This is a genomic window from Salinibacterium sp. AL4.1, assembly GCF_059767305.1.
The window spans coordinates 872,252-886,497 of sequence record NZ_JBSOQK010000001.1; the positions used below are offsets into that span (position 1 = coordinate 872,252).

Consider the following 14,246-nt stretch of genomic DNA (forward strand, 5'->3'; position numbering starts at 1 on the left):
GCTATTTCTTCACTTCTGGAGCCTGTCTGGCATCCCACGCTGAACTCACGATCTCATCGACGTCGAAACGCGCCGACCAACCGGCAAATGCCCTAATTGCGCTGACATCGCCCACGATGGCTGCGGGATCACCCGCACGACGCGGCTTTACGTCAGCCGAAAGTGGCGAACCTGAAACCGCTATCACCGCGTCAATCATCGTCCGAACGCTTGTGCCGATTCCGCTTCCGACATTGAGGATGACATTTCCCGGCTGCTCGGGAAGGGAATCGAGAACGGCTAAATGCGCTTCAGCGACATCAACAACATGCACGTAGTCGCGCACGCACGTGCCGTCCTCGGTCTCGTAGTCGTCACCGAAGATCACGGGCGGCTCATTGACAGCGATGTGATCGAGACAAATCGGGATCAAGTTCAGCGCTGCCGTGTCGGCGAGGTCGGGGTATCCGGCTCCACCAACGTTGAAGTATCGAAGGCTTGCCGCACTGAGATCCCAGGCTTGCGATGCTGCGGTGATGATCTGCTCACCAATGAGCTTGGTGGCACCGTAAGGGCTAAGAGGGGCGGTCGAGGCGCTCTCCGCGATCGGGCCCGAAGCGTTTCCGTACACTGCGGCTGAGGACGAAAAGACAAGTTTATTAACCCCAACGTTCTCCATTGCCATAACAAGTTTGGCCACCGAGCCCACGTTGTTGGCGTAGTACATTGCCGGCTTAACGACAGACTCGCCGACTTGTTTGTGCGCAGCAAAATGGATCACGGCATCAATCGCGTGCTCACGTAACACCGTCTCGAGTTCCTCAACCGTGGCCGATGAGAGGTCAATATTTACGAACGGAACTGTTCCGATGCGATCAATTCTGCCCGTGCCCAAATTGTCGAGCACGACAACGTCGTCACCCCGCGTCGTTAGCAATCGAACAGTGTGGGCACCGATGTAGCCGGCTCCGCCGGTAACAAGAACTCGCATGAAGCCAGTCTAGAAGGAGCAGTTAGTTAGCTTCGCCACCTTGCTCGAGAGCGCGCCGGTGCCCCCCAAAAGTACGACGTCTTGAACACCTAGATCCTTGATGTCTTGAAGAATGTCCTTCGGAATACAGGTTGGTGGCACGATGTACAGGGGCACCGACTGAGCGCCTGCAACGGCCGCACCAGACAATGCATCAGGGAAGTCATAGCCAGAGGCCAGGTAGACGGTGTCGGCACTTTCGAACGCCGCAGAATTTATACCCGCGGAAACCTCGTACCTGTCGCTCCCTCCCACGCGAACCACGTTCTTAGAGCCAAGCAACGACTTCAACTGGGACTCGATTCCGCTACTGACGGCAGCGTTTCCGCCCGCAATTGTCACGCTGGTGATGCCTAGTGTGCCGAGGAGCGATTTCGTTGCTGCGTCTAACGTCGACGCGTTGCCTTTCACGAGAATAACTGGGCTGCCCGCAGCCGCAGCAGCAGAACTCGCCGACAGCGCATCTGCGAACGTTGTGCCTGTCGCAATGTATGCGGAGGTTGTAGTTCCAGCAGGGAACGCGGACTCTGCGATCAGCCGGGATGACTCGTAACGATCACTACCTGAGATCCGTGAAATGGTGGAAGTGAAGCCCGCCAGAGAGTTGTAGACGGATTTCGAGATCGCACCTGTTCCGCCGACCACGACGATTTCTTCCGGCTTCAGCCGTTTTAGTTCCGTACTGATGCTCGATGGAATATACGAAGAGTTCACGATCAAGAGAGGGCCGTTAAACGCCGCCGCAGCCGCGGCTGCGCTCAGAGCATCCGGAAAGTCCGTTCCGGTCGCTACATATACACGCTCAATTCCCGCGTCGGGGTACGACTTCTTGGAGAGAGCAGCCGACACCACGTAACGATCGCTCCCGCTCACGCGCGTGACGTCAACGGCCGGCGTGATGTCTGTGGGATTACCGAACCACGAGTAGTAGTAGTCCCAAAAATTCCGGTTCCCGTAGGAAGAGCAACTGTCTCCAACGCTACCGAGATTGGCGAGCGCTGCAGCGTTGGGCACATACGGCGTGTAGTTGTAGAGCGCTGCTGTTGCGTAGTTAGAGATTTTCACCGTCTTCGTGCCGCAGCTGCTGTTATACGGGTGGTACGCGATCTTATACGTTCCTGGTTGCTTGCCAAAGTTCGCAGCCTTGTACGCTTTGAATTGACGAGTACCCGTGTAGACCTGGTATCCGAAGCCCTCATAGGCTTCGGAGCATCCGCCGTCGTCAGGGCAACCATAACCAAGCGCATTATTGATATTCCACGACGTCGGGTTGGGGTTCGTGATCAGGCCTTGTTCCTTTTGGAGAGTCGCTAGGATCACTTTGGCGCTGATGCCACAGGCAACTTGTGCGCGGTAGATGATCGTCGAGGCCAGCAGATTGCTGCCGCCCTTAATCTCGTTACAGATCAAGTTTCCGGTGGTCTGCGAGACTTCTTTCGCTCGCGTCTCGACGTCTTGGCGCAGGGTCTTGAGCACACCCGACTTTCCGTTGAGGAAAGACTGAATCTCGCTCTCGGACATCGCCGAGCCATTGTAGAACTCGTCGTCGCTGATGATGTTTCCGGGATCGAATTCACTGCCGCTGTAGGCAGACGCCGAAACCGCAGGCCCCTGAACGACGATGCCCGTAGCGAGCACGCCTATGGCCCCGATCATTGCGGTGGCCCTAAAAACTCCGCTTCGAACCGATGAAAAAGTGTGCATTCTGCAATCCCCCAAGCAAACACGCGTTGTTACAGGATATGTCTAATGGGAGAAATGTGAAGACCCTGTTTGAGTGCCAAAGCGCGAGTCGCATGGTCTTCAGGAGATATTTGGACTAGGGGAGGAATGATTCGAGCAGGCGGCGGTGCGCCCACCTACTAGAGAACACGCTACTTCCTCAACGAGATACCTCGGTGCGAAACGCACCATACGTGCTGCGCGGAGGGAGCAAGCGAATAGGATTGGGGCGTCCCCCAGCGCCTCATTCTTTGGAGTGTGAATGCACGAAGTAAACCCCCTGCAACACGGTACCGCTGACGTTGCAGTAAACGCTTCGATCGCCGCGACGGCACGGGTCTGGCACTATGCCCAGGTTCGAGAGAATGCGATCATCGGCGAGAACTGCGTCATCGGTCGCGGAGCCTACGTCGGCGCCGGGGTTGAAGTCGCCGACAATTGTAAGATTCAGAACTACGCACTGGTCTACGAACCCGCCAAACTCGGCCGCGGAGTCTTCATCGGGCCGGCTGTTGTTCTCACCAACGACCACTTTCCTCGCGCCATCAACGCCGATGGTTCGGTGAAGTCCGCTGACGACTGGATGCCCGTGGGCGTCGACATTCGCGAGGGTGCCTCGATTGGGGCGAACAGTACGTGCATCGCGCCACTCGTGATCGGGCGTTGGGCGCTTGTCGGCGCTGGCTCGGTCGTCGTGAAAGATGTTCCAGAATTCGCTCTCGTGGTCGGGAGCCCCGCCCGCCGCATCGGCTGGGTAGGTACTGCCGGGCATCCGCTCACGCAAACATCGCCAGGCCACTGGGAATGCCCAGTCACCGGCGCGCGCTATCAAGAAACCGCTACCGACCTTTTGATTGAGGTGCAAGATTCGTGATTCCCGCAGCTAGGCCCCAAATCGGCCAAGACGAACGTGACGCCGTAGATCGAGTGATGCGCTCTGGCATGCTCGCGCAGGGTCCAGAAGTCGCAGCATTCGAGCATGAGTTTTCTCAGATCGTTGGCGGCGCGCACAGCATCGCGGTCAACTCAGGCACGTCTGCCCTACACATGGCTTTTGTCGCCGCCGGAATCGGCGCTGGCGATGAGGTCATCGTGCCCTCGTTCAGCTTCGCAGCTACAGCTAACGCGGTTGCTCTCGCCGGCGCCACCCCTGTGTTCGTAGACATCGAACGAGATTACTTCTCGCTCGACCCCGCTGCGGTTGAGGCCGCGATCACTCCGCGCAGTAAAGCGATCATGCCGGTGCACCTCTACGGCCACCCTGCACTGATGGTCGAGCTGAGTGCCATTGCTGCCAAACACGACTTGCTTATTTTCGAAGATGCCGCCCAAGCTCACGCAGCGTCCATTGCGGGTGTTCCTGTCGGCAACTGGGGAATCGCCGGTTCGTTTTCTTTCTACCCGACTAAGAACATGACTTCGGGCGAAGGCGGGATGATCACGACGTCGTCCGACGAACTCGCACGCGTCGCGCGTTTACTCCGCAATCAGGGGATGGAGCGCCGCTACGAGAACGAGGTCGTGGGTTTCAACACCCGCATGACTGACATCCATGCCGCCATCGGTCGGGTGCAGCTCTCGAAGCTCGCCGGCTGGACGGCACAACGCCAAGCAAACGCCACCTTCTTCGATGAACACCTCAACGGAGTCGTGACTCCCCCGGTCGCTTCTGGCGCTGTGCACGTCTATCACCAGTACACGATCCGAATTGTTGACCAAGATCGCGATGCTTTCGCGGCAGCTCTCGCCGAGCGCGGAGTAGGCACCGGGGTCTACTACCCCACACCGATCCATCGCCTACCCTCATTTGAGCTCGACCTCGATCTGCCCGTGACTGCCGAGGTAGCCACTCAGGCGCTCTCTCTCCCCGTCTACCCGTCCCTTACTGAAGCGGAACGCGAAACCATCGTGAATGCCGTCAACGACGCAGCAAAGGCAGGCAGTTAATGACGCTTCGTGCAGGTGTACTCGGATTAGGCGTCATGGGGCGCCATCACAGCCGTGTTCTCAACGAGCTTGAGGGCGTCGAATTCAAGGGCGTTTACGACCCCTCGGATGCCGTGCCGTCGCACATCGAAGGCAAGCCTGTGGTTCGCGATCTCGAGACTTTTCTTGACATGGGATTCGACTACTGCGTCGTCGCCGCTCCCACGTTTTACCACCTCGAAATAGGTACAACGCTCGCCAGTCGCGGCATCCATGCGTTGATCGAGAAGCCCGTCGCCTCGACTTCTGAAGCCGCATTTGAGCTGCGTGATCTTTTCGCCTCGGCTGGGCTGGTCGGCGGAGTCGGACACATCGAACGCTACAACCCTGCGCTTCAATCAGCACGCCAACGTATTCAAGATGGATTGCTTGGCGATATCTATCAAGTGACAACACGTCGCCAGGGACCGTTCCCCGGCCGAATTGCCGACGTCGGGGTCATCAAGGACCTCGCGACTCATGACATCGATCTGACCGCGTGGGTTACCCAGCAGGAGTACGTGTCGATCAACGCACGCACCACGTTCCGCAGCGGTCGAGAGCACGAAGACATGGTCCTCGCGGTGGGTACTCTCAGCAAAGGCACCATCGTCAGCCACACGGTCAACTGGCTCACCCCTTTCAAAGAGCGAACCACGATCATCACCGGCGAACATGGCGCGCTTGTCGCCGATACGCTGACGGCAGATCTCACCTACTTCGAGAACGGCGTGAGCCATCACCAGTGGGACGAGATCTCTCAGTTCCGCGGAGTGAGCGAAGGAGACGTCACCCGTTTCGCGCTCGATAAGAAAGAACCCCTGCGCGCCGAGCACGAAGCCTTCCGTGATGCAGTCCTGTCAGGCGACACCAGTGAGATCGTGACCTTGGCGCAGGGTGCTGCGGTGGTTGCAACCGCCGAGAAGTTTGTCGCGGATGGCCTCGATCACCGGCTAACAGCCCTGTAACTGCTACTCCGCGGCTGATTGCCCTGCAGTTCGTTACAGCGGTAGCCCGCTATTTGTCGCTGTCGCTCGTTGAGTTCCCCTGCACCTCGGGAGGATTCTGTTCGTTTTCAGCGCGCGCCAACGCGACTTGCCGAGCCATTGCTGTCAGGTCATTTTCGAGACGACGGAAACGGCGATACGTCGTTGCAGCTACGCCCAAAAATGCCAGCACAGTGATGTAAAGCAGCAGGTCTGTTCCTCGACCGACGCCAAGCAAGCTAGCCGCGAATGTCCATACTTGTGGAACGAAGATGGATGATCCTGCCGCCACAATAAACAACAGCATGAAGATGCGTTGAATCGCTTGATTGCGCGCTCCTCCTCCCCGCAGCATGACGACCGCGACGACGATTACGGCAATGATCGCAAGGATCTGGAAGATGATGGTCACGATGCCTTACTTGAAGATTATTTCGACGAGGATGTTGATGGCGTTGAGCACCGACTGACCCTTGCTTTTGGAGTACTCGGTGTAAACGATGTGCGTGGGATGCTCGGCCCATGTCGCCTTGTGCAGGCTGATCTGGTCGATGAGTTCTGACGCATGAGCCATACGGTTCTGGCGCAAGCGGACCTTGAACAGCATGTCGCGCGAAATGACTCTCAGGCCATTGTGCGCGTCGGTGAGCGCCATTCCTGTGGTCATCCGGGTGTAGCCCGTAGCCAGCCGAAGGACAAACCTTTTGAGGCCGCTCATGTCGGTGCGTTTGTCGAGAAAACGCGACCCGATGACGATGTCGAGCTTCTCATCGCGCAAGCGTTGAACCATGTCCAACGCATCCTGAACTTGATGCTGGCCGTCGGCGTCGAAGGTAACGACCTCGGTCATCTCCGGAACTGAGCGAACGAACTCAAAACCCGTCTGCAAACTCGCACCCTGGCCAAGATTGATCGGATGCTGCACCACGATGGCACCGGCCGACCGAGCCTGAGCTACTGAATCGTCAGTAGAGCAATCGTCGACACACACCACATGAGGAAGGGACTTTCGCAGTTCCTCGATCACAGACGCAATGACGCTTGCTTCGTTATACATCGGAACAACAACCCACGTTTGCGCCATGCAGCTAGTTTCGCACAATCTGTGTCGCGCGCAGTCGACGACCGGCCACACTAAACACCGTGTTCGCGGGGTGACCCCGCGAGCACGTCATCCAACGCACCGCGTACCGACGCTGCCTGCACGTCGAAGCTCAACGGCAGGGCCGCCGCCGCCGCCGCGCGCTTATAGCTGTTAACTTGTTCCAGAGTGAGTGACTCCATCGACGCTACGAGGTCGTGCACGTCGAACGACTCGCTCACGATGCCGAGGTTATAAGCCTCGAGTTCCCGCACCATCTCCGCGCTGGGGCCGATTGCCATACCGATGCGCGCCTGCACGTAGTCGAAGAATTTGTTCGGCAGCGTGAGCCTGGCATTTGTGTGGGTCGGCGGAATCCAAAAAATTCCGAGATCGTAGGCCGAAAGCGTGCCGGGAAGTTCGTCGGGGCGTACCGGATCGTGGAAGCGAATGCGGTCCACGCCCTCAGCAAGAACTCGAAGGTGGGCGAGGTGCGCCCCGCCATCGGCGGCCGACACGAGGTACAGATCGAGGCTGAAGCGCTCAGGGAGTTTACGAAATGCGAGGATCATTGATTCGAGCCCGCGACCGCCGATCGCGGCACCACTGTGCACGCACCGAATACGGTCTCCGCTGCTTTCCTGCACTGGCAATTCCATATATGGGGCGGCGTTCGTCATGAGCTTCGCCTCCACTCCGAAACGTTCGCGGTACAGTTCGACGATTCCTTGAGAAACAGTGGTGACAAGAGTGGCCCGGTGCAAGTACCTCTGGCAAAGGTGCACCATGAACGGCGCAACGAGTAGCCGCCACGAGGTGATGTGGGTGCGCTCTTCGGGGGCCCACTCGTGCAAATCCGCCCACACTGGTGCGGTGCCCGCGAGCCGGAACCCGAGATCGAGCACCCGAGCGTCGTTCGCGACGACGAGGTCCCAGCCGCCCGCGGGAGCTTCAAGTAGAGCCTCATTCGCGAGCGCCCATTGCGCGGCAGGCGACGAGCATTCGGCGGCCCTATGCGCGCGGGCGGCGAGCTTCGCCACTCCCCACGGGGTCTGAGGCAGCGTCGTAAGACCGTCAGGCACTCGTGCGTGCCGCGTCGCGCCAACCGGGGTGTTCCCGAACCCTACGGTAGTCACTTCCCCGAGTTCCGAGAGCAGACTGATCTGGCGCAGCACTCGAGCATCCCGCTCGATAGGGCTGAACGAGATGCAAAGGATCTGTTTCGCGGAGCTCGTCACGGTGCGAGTTTAGCGCGAACAAGGCAGGCCCACCGGCTAGAATCATCTGAATCGGTAGGCCGGCCGACCTGATTGTGCATGAGGAGTACGGGTGCATCTAGTCGTGGTGTCGCGGATTTACCTCCCCGAGCCTTCGGCGGCGTCATTCTTTCTCAGCACTGTCGCCGATGAGCTGAGTTCACGCGATCACGAAGTCACCGTGCTCACCGCCGCGCCTCCACGCGGATATGCGATGCCAGAGCGCGCAGAGCGCATTCGTACGTTCCCCGTTCTCCGTGATCGCTCCGGTTACGTGCGCGGCTATCTGCAGTACATGAGCTTCGACATCCCGGTCTTCTTTCGGCTGCTATTCGCTAAGCGTCCAGCTGCAGTACTCGTCGAGCCCCCTCCAACGACCGGAGTGATGGTGCGACTGGCGTGCTGGCTGCGCCGCATCCCCTACGTGTACGACGCTGCCGATCTTTGGTCGTTCGCTGCTGCACACGCAACAAGTTCGTCTCTCGTGCTGCGCACGCTCGAAAAGCTCGAACGCGGGGCACTCAGCGGCGCCAGTCGAATCGTCACCGTCTCCGATGAGGTGAAAACCCGCATTTTAGACTGGGGAATCACGACCCCCATAACGACAACGGGCCGCGGCGCAGATACCGCGCAGTTTCACTACACGCCCGCATCATCGCAACCCCTGTTCCTCTATGCGGGCAGCTACTCCGCCTGGCACGGCGCCATCGTGCTCGCCGACGCATTCGCCGAGTTCCTCACCACACATCCCGGGTTCACACTCCGCTTCGTAGGTCACGGCAGCGAGCTCGACGCAATCCGCGAGCGGGCCGATCAGTTGGGCATCGGGAGCTCCGTCGAGTTCGTCGATCCCGTTCCGCCCTCCGAGCTCAACGCGCAACTCAGCACTGCGACCGCATCGCTTGCGACGCTGCTGCCCGGCGGCGGATACGAGTTCGCGTTCGCGACCAAAACATACTCATCGTTGGCGAGCGGGTGTCCGGTGATCTTTGCGGGCCCAGGCCCGACCGCCGAGTTCTTGGCCCGAGTCAAGAAAGAACTGCACGCCGGAGTTCCGGTTGCATACGATCCAGCAGCCATCGCCTCGGCAATGCGTGAGATCGCGGATGCACCAGTTCCTCCCGCGTCGCGCGAGCGACTCGCTATCTGGGCCGACGAACATGTATCGATGCGGGCCGCTGCGGCGCGCGCCGCGGACGCAATCATCGATGTGGCGAATGGAGCAGCCGCATGAGCGCACAGCTGACACTATCCGCGGTGGTTCCGTGCTTCAACGGGGAGGACACGCTCCCGCGTCAGCTGCGCGCACTCACGTCGCAGCCACGAGAGTTTCTGCACGAGATCATTGTTTCGAACAACATGTCGACCGACCGAACTTCACAGATCATCGCGGAATTCGCGGCCGTGGACGACCGGGTGCGGGAAGTTTTGGCAGACCGCGCTCAGGGCGCGGTCTTCGCGCAGAATGACGGCGTGCGGGCGAGCAGGGGCGACTTCATCATGTTGTGCGGTGCAGACGACGAGGTGCAGCCGGGGTGGGCCGAGGGCTTCTATCGCTCAGGCGAGAAGGGGTCGAAAATCACGGGCTGCGTGATCGTGCACTGCCGGGAATCCGGGGCGGTCATTCGCGAAATTTCCACGCTTACCGACTCCACCTGGCCAGGAATGATCTCACTCGGGGGCGGCCAAGCTTGTTTCGCTCGCGAAGCTTACGACACCGTGGATGGATTTGACGAGGCGTTCTCTGGGGCGTCTGAGGATACTGACCTTTTCTGGCGCATGCAGCTAGCAGGATACGCTGTCGACTTTACCGAAGCCGCTCGCTTCAAGTACTTTGCACGAGCGACTCCCGCCGACATTCGGCGACAGCAAACCGGATACGGCATGGGCAAGGCACAGCTTTACGCTAAGCACCGCGGAGCTGGCATGCCGCGCCGCAGCGCTTATCTCGCGCCAATCATGCTCGGCGTAGCGGCGCTGCGAGCACTCACATCGCGGCCAGGTAGCGAGAAGCGCCTTACCGCTGCTTCAACCTTCGGTTACAACTGGGGTCACATCAAAGGGTCGTTCCGCTATCGCTGTTGGTACCTCTGAGCGCTGAGCCAAGATGATCTGAACCTGCCGGTGCAGGCTCTACTTCACGAGGCCCCGCACTGCATCGAGCCACGCAGTTTGCTGTGCCTCCGAACTCAGCTCCTTGGCTCCGTCATGAGCATGGGATTTCCAGCGAGCGACCTCGCCCGGCTCGAGCCCGTCGAGCACTGCCACGATGTCTGAAACGTCGAAGCCTGCGGCGGCGACCCCGAGGTCGTACTCCTTAAGCAGACGCTCCATATCGACAGTCGGCCCGATCACCATGCCGAGGCGCGCCTGCACAGAATCGAAAAACTTATTCGGCAATGCGAGCCTGATATTCGTGTTGGTGGGGGGCAGCACGTGCAGGCCCGCGTCATAGCGGTGCAATACATCGATGAGTTCATCGTGTGGCACTGGCGGGTGCAGCGTCACACGCTCGCCGAGCTGGTGAGCGAGGGCCTTCAGCTCGCGGCCGAACGGCGTCTCCTGCTGAGTGAGGTACAGATCAAGCGTGACGTTTGTGGAGGATCGAGCGACGGCCTCCATCATTATCTCGGGCCGTCGATTCCGCGCGGTCACTCCCGCGTGCACGAGACGAATCGGGTCACCGACCGGGGCTGGTGCCAGATCGGCGCGGTACGGCGCAGCATTGTGCACGACGCCGCAGTCCATACCGAAGCGGTCCCGATAGTGTTTCGCGATCGTCTCAGAGACGGTGGTGGCCGATGCTGCGTGAACGGCCCGGTGCGAAAGAATCCACTCCTGGTAGGGCTGACGCACTTTCACCCACACTGGAATGTCGTCGTGCAGCCCCGGATAGTACTCGTGCAAATCGAGCAGAACCTTCGAAGGCCCCACCAGCGAGTACGCGACAGGCAAAGTCTCGAGTTCGTTGGCGAGCACGGCATCAAAGCGACGCCCCCGCAGTTTCGCGACCGCGTTCTTGCACCGCTCGTCGCCCGCGAACGCGGCCGCAAACATCCTCAACCGTACGAATACGGCTTCACGATACTTCGAGAAGGCGGACACCGCAGGATCTAGCCTGATGTGCTCAATATCCTCGCGGACGGCTTCACCATACCCACAGGTGACTACGTTGTAGTGCTCGGCGAACATCAGCGCCTGTTTCTTCACGCGAGCGTCGTTCACGAACTCGGTGAACGAAAGGATGAGCAGCGTCGGCCTTGAACTCACAGCAGTCCAGCTAGCTCTGCCTGCAGTCGGAACTCGGGAACCTGCTCGACAACTTCCTCGAACGTACCGCTGCCCAAGATCTCACCCTGATCGAGATAACAAATACGGTCGTACTCACGAATTGTCGCGAGCCTATGCGCGACAGTAATGAAGGTCACCTCGCCCTGCAGCTCGCGCATTGACTCAGTCACGCGGTTCTCAGTGGCCGTGTCGAGAGCACTAGTTGCCTCATCCATTACGATGACCAACGGATCGGAGTACAGGGCCCGCGCGATGCCGAGCCGCTGCTGCTGCCCACCAGAAATTGACGACCCGCGTTCGCCGATTCGCTCCTCGATGCCGGCACCACGACGTGCCAGTTCCTCGAGATGCGCCCGCGCAAGTGCGGCGACAACTCGGTCAGGGTCATAGTCGTCTTCCCAAGTAAGGGCCACGTTCTGAGCAATCGACGCATCAAAGAGCGCGACGCGCTGCGGCACATACCCAACCCGTTGACGCCACTGTCGCATGACAGCGCTCAGTTGCTCGTCGTCAATGCGCATCGTGCCGCTTGTCGGCACACTTAGCCCGAGGAGAATGTCGATGAGGGTCGATTTGCCGGATCCTGAAGGGCCGACGACAGCGAGACTCGAACCGAACGGCACTGTAAAGGAGACGTTTTTCAGCACATCGGAACCAGCACCCGGATACCTGAAAGACACGTTCTCCAGTGCGAGAATCTGCGGCGCCGCCGCCAGTTGGGCGGTGTCTGCGCGCTGTTCCTGTGCGGTGCTGTCGCCGCGCAAATCAGTGAGTTCACGGATCACGTCACGGGCGTACACTTCATTCGCCGATGCGGCAGTGAAGCTCGCCTGCACTTGGTTCATGGCTGGGATCATACGGAAACCGGTCGCGGCGAATAATGAGATTGCAACTACCGCCTGTCCCATGCCAGCTGCCCCTCCCCCACCAACGAGGTAGGCGCTGCCGCCCACGAGGAGGAACCCGCCGATCAGCGCGGACTCGAACACGTACTTCGGCACGATACCGAGGAACGAAATGTTCGCCCGCGCGCGCGTCGCAACCTTGCGGTTTTTCGATACGACCCGCCCGACCTCTTCGAGCTTGTCGCGGAGTACGACCTCTTTGAGCGCTTCGACCATCTCTGTCATTACCGTCGCGACCCTGTAGGCGTAACCTCGGTTATCGCGCCCCGCGGCCTGAGACCGTCGAGTCACAACCAGCAGCATGAATACGGCGATCAATGAGAGGTAGACGAAGGCGATGAGCGCAGTCAGCGGCTGGGCGAAGACCAGAACCCCGAGCACTGCGACGAAAGTGAGCGCGTTACCGGGAACCTGCGCGAGCGGCAAGATAAACCCAAGGTTGGTATTGGCCATCGAGCTGTCGACGATGCGCGTCACCTCGGCGGTACTTAACTGCGAACGCTTTAGCCAGCTCGCGCGCGTGTAGCCCTGGAATAGTTCGTCGCCGACCTGTAGCTCATACCGAGCGAAGCGGCGCGTCGCGTACCAATGCAGCACGACCGCGAAACCGCCCTTGAGGATGAAGAGCAAACAGATGATTGCGATGATCCACACGGTCGCAGAGTCAGGAACCTCTCCGAGCAGGGGAAGCACGACGGCGCCGCCAGACACTAGCGGGGTAACGACGAGCATAATGAGCGTGAGCGCCACGATGTCCAGAATCGAGAGCAAACTGGTTGCGACCGAATACCAGACGTAATACGGCTTCGTGCCCGCCGGCAGTACCGTGAACAGCTCATTGAGCGTGCGCCACACATTTCTCATCGCGCTCCTCCCTCGACTTCATCGAGCCATGCGGCAAGCACACGTCCGCTCTTGTCTCCGTTATGGATTCGGGTGACGAACCCCGGTCCGGCCGCCGCGCACTCGAGTGCCGCGGCGGGCTCTGCGACTATGCGGAGAATCGTCTCTCGCAGCGCGGCTGCAGAGGCCTCGATTATAGGAAGTTCTTCGCCGGTACGCTCAGCAACGCGATCGCGGTGCGGCACGCGCGAGACAACAATACGGCCGGCAGCCATCGCCTCGCAGGCTGCAACCCCGTAAGGGCCGCCACGGAACTGATCGAGAACAATGTCCGCCGAACGATACAGTTCGGGCATTTCGGCGTGGGGAACTGCGCTCACGCTGTGGTAGCGGATGAGTCCCTCCTCGTGCATCTCGCGCATGGTCTCGTCGATGAGTTCAGTTCCTTTGATGAATGATTTCGAGGGCACATGCACGATGCGAGGCACCCCGCCGTGACTGAGCGGAATCTGGCCCCCTGTCCAGAGTGCAGGGTCAACGACCGTCGGCAACCAGGTCGCGTGAGGAACATCGCTCAGCAGATCGACCGTCGAAACAAAGACTGGCGCTCCAGTTTCGGCGATCAGCTCTTGGCTACGACCGGTCACCCCTCGCATCGTCTCCGTGAATTCAGGGTTGACTCTGAAGTAGGAGTCGGGTTCGACGGCGAGATGCCGATCGGGATCACGGATGTCGGAGCCATGGAAGATAAGACCCACTTGTACTCCACGAGAGACGAGCGCGTGAGCTTGACCCGCTGCAGATTCATAGAGGCGTCCGGCCACCCCGCGGTTCGATTCGATAAGCACAGCCCGATAGTGCGTTAATGCTTCGAACTGGGCGCGCTGCCACGAGCGCGAGAATGCTGCATAGCCAGCGTGTGCGGGTAGGTCAACGGGAAACTTGAACGCATCATCGGCAATGAGCTGCATGCTCGTCGCTCGTACATCGGGGTTGGCCCGCTCAAACGAACGTGCCCACTGATACCCCTGCCCAGCACTGTTCGCCGGCCCGATGAGCACTCGATCTACCGAACTGCCAGTGGGGGCCGTTCCGGGCTTACCGACGCCGCGTTGCGCCAGCTTCAGCATCGTGATGGCCTGGGTGGCGCGTGTTCGAAGAGCGCGGATCGCATTCACCATGAGGTAC

General features: G+C 59.8%; 13 protein-coding genes. 5 read left to right on the forward strand and 8 right to left on the reverse strand.

Going from position 1 to position 14,246, the window contains the following annotated elements; all coding sequences use genetic code 11:
• Window position 1 precedes the first annotated feature (1 nt).
• Both galE and ACWTV3_RS04280 read right to left on the reverse strand, forming a co-directional pair.
• Complete coding sequence (gene galE, locus ACWTV3_RS04275; protein ID WP_498476993.1) at window positions 2-970, reverse strand: UDP-glucose 4-epimerase GalE; 969 nt, start codon at window positions 968-970, stop codon at window positions 2-4.
• 9 nt (window positions 971-979) lie between these two features.
• A complete protein-coding gene (locus ACWTV3_RS04280; RefSeq protein WP_498476994.1) occupies window positions 980-2,665 on the reverse strand; it encodes a cell wall-binding repeat-containing protein in 1,686 nt (561 codons plus the stop codon).
• 328 nt (window positions 2,666-2,993) lie between these two features.
• Between ACWTV3_RS04280 and ACWTV3_RS04285 the strand changes: the two genes are divergently transcribed.
• Genes ACWTV3_RS04285 through ACWTV3_RS04295 form a run of 3 tightly spaced genes read left to right on the forward strand, consistent with a single transcriptional unit; the run spans window position 2,994 to window position 5,664 of the window.
• Window positions 2,994-3,605: an acyltransferase gene (locus tag ACWTV3_RS04285; RefSeq protein WP_498476995.1), complete on the forward strand. Its 612-nt coding sequence runs from the start codon at window positions 2,994-2,996 to the stop codon at window positions 3,603-3,605.
• Window positions 3,602-4,678 carry a DegT/DnrJ/EryC1/StrS family aminotransferase gene (locus tag ACWTV3_RS04290; protein WP_498476996.1) on the forward strand — a complete coding sequence of 359 codons (1,077 nt, stop codon included), beginning with the start codon at window positions 3,602-3,604 and terminating at the stop codon, window positions 4,676-4,678. The genes ACWTV3_RS04285 and ACWTV3_RS04290 overlap by 4 nt, the downstream gene beginning before the upstream one ends.
• Window positions 4,678-5,664 (forward strand): Gfo/Idh/MocA family protein, encoded by a 987-nt coding sequence (locus ACWTV3_RS04295; protein WP_498476997.1) that lies wholly within the window; start codon window positions 4,678-4,680, stop codon window positions 5,662-5,664. Before ACWTV3_RS04290 ends, ACWTV3_RS04295 begins: the two co-directional genes overlap by 1 nt.
• Window positions 5,665-5,713: 49 nt before the next feature.
• On the opposite strand, the gene ACWTV3_RS04300 is transcribed toward ACWTV3_RS04295, so the two are convergent.
• From ACWTV3_RS04300 to ACWTV3_RS04310, 3 genes are read right to left on the reverse strand one after another with little or no spacing between them, the layout of a single operon-like run.
• Complete coding sequence (locus ACWTV3_RS04300) at window positions 5,714-6,094, reverse strand: DUF2304 domain-containing protein (RefSeq protein WP_498476998.1); 381 nt, start codon at window positions 6,092-6,094, stop codon at window positions 5,714-5,716.
• Between the two features lie 6 nt (window positions 6,095-6,100).
• On the reverse strand, window positions 6,101-6,766 hold the full coding sequence (locus ACWTV3_RS04305; RefSeq protein ID WP_498476999.1) for a glycosyltransferase family 2 protein: 666 nt from the start codon (window positions 6,764-6,766) through the stop codon (window positions 6,101-6,103).
• A gap of 50 nt (window positions 6,767-6,816) precedes the next feature.
• The gene (locus ACWTV3_RS04310) at window positions 6,817-8,001 is read right to left on the reverse strand and encodes a glycosyltransferase family protein (protein WP_498477000.1); all 1,185 of its coding nucleotides are present in this window, start codon (window positions 7,999-8,001) and stop codon (window positions 6,817-6,819) included.
• 91 nt (window positions 8,002-8,092) lie between these two features.
• On the opposite strand from ACWTV3_RS04310, the gene ACWTV3_RS04315 reads away from it, so the two are divergent.
• On the forward strand, window positions 8,093-9,253 hold the full coding sequence (locus tag ACWTV3_RS04315) for a glycosyltransferase (protein WP_498477001.1): 1,161 nt from the start codon (window positions 8,093-8,095) through the stop codon (window positions 9,251-9,253).
• A complete protein-coding gene (locus ACWTV3_RS04320) occupies window positions 9,250-10,113 on the forward strand; it encodes a glycosyltransferase family 2 protein (RefSeq protein WP_498477002.1) in 864 nt (287 codons plus the stop codon). The genes ACWTV3_RS04315 and ACWTV3_RS04320 overlap by 4 nt, the downstream gene beginning before the upstream one ends.
• Before the next feature lie 39 nt (window positions 10,114-10,152).
• Here ACWTV3_RS04320 and ACWTV3_RS04325 read toward each other — a convergent pair whose 3' ends face one another.
• The 3 genes from ACWTV3_RS04325 to ACWTV3_RS04335 are packed head-to-tail and all read right to left on the reverse strand — an operon-like array spanning window position 10,153 to window position 14,239.
• The gene (locus ACWTV3_RS04325) at window positions 10,153-11,289 is read right to left on the reverse strand and encodes a glycosyltransferase family protein (protein ID WP_498477003.1); all 1,137 of its coding nucleotides are present in this window, start codon (window positions 11,287-11,289) and stop codon (window positions 10,153-10,155) included.
• Window positions 11,286-13,079 (reverse strand): ABC transporter ATP-binding protein, encoded by a 1,794-nt coding sequence (locus ACWTV3_RS04330; RefSeq protein WP_498477004.1) that lies wholly within the window; start codon window positions 13,077-13,079, stop codon window positions 11,286-11,288. Before ACWTV3_RS04330 ends, ACWTV3_RS04325 begins: the two co-directional genes overlap by 4 nt.
• On the reverse strand, window positions 13,076-14,239 hold the full coding sequence (locus tag ACWTV3_RS04335; RefSeq protein WP_498477005.1) for a glycosyltransferase family protein: 1,164 nt from the start codon (window positions 14,237-14,239) through the stop codon (window positions 13,076-13,078). Before ACWTV3_RS04335 ends, ACWTV3_RS04330 begins: the two co-directional genes overlap by 4 nt.
• Window positions 14,240-14,246 lie beyond the last annotated feature (7 nt).

Excerpts from the sequence above, each read along its gene's own strand:
- galE (WP_498476993.1), bottom strand. The coding sequence starts at position 970 with ATGCGAGTTCTTGTTACCGGCGGAGCCGGCTACATCGGTGCCCACACT.
- ACWTV3_RS04285 (WP_498476995.1), top strand. The coding sequence starts at position 2,994 with ATGCACGAAGTAAACCCCCTGCAACACGGTACCGCTGACGTTGCAGTA.
- ACWTV3_RS04280 (WP_498476994.1), bottom strand. The coding sequence starts at position 2,665 with ATGATCGGGGCCATAGGCGTGCTCGCTACGGGCATCGTCGTTCAGGGG.
- ACWTV3_RS04330 (WP_498477004.1), bottom strand. The coding sequence starts at position 13,079 with ATGAGAAATGTGTGGCGCACGCTCAATGAGCTGTTCACGGTACTGCCG.
- ACWTV3_RS04320 (WP_498477002.1), top strand. The coding sequence starts at position 9,250 with ATGAGCGCACAGCTGACACTATCCGCGGTGGTTCCGTGCTTCAACGGG.
- ACWTV3_RS04305 (WP_498476999.1), bottom strand. The coding sequence starts at position 6,766 with ATGGCGCAAACGTGGGTTGTTGTTCCGATGTATAACGAAGCAAGCGTC.
- ACWTV3_RS04335 (WP_498477005.1), bottom strand. The coding sequence starts at position 14,239 with ATGGTGAATGCGATCCGCGCTCTTCGAACACGCGCCACCCAGGCCATC.
- ACWTV3_RS04295 (WP_498476997.1), top strand. The coding sequence starts at position 4,678 with ATGACGCTTCGTGCAGGTGTACTCGGATTAGGCGTCATGGGGCGCCAT.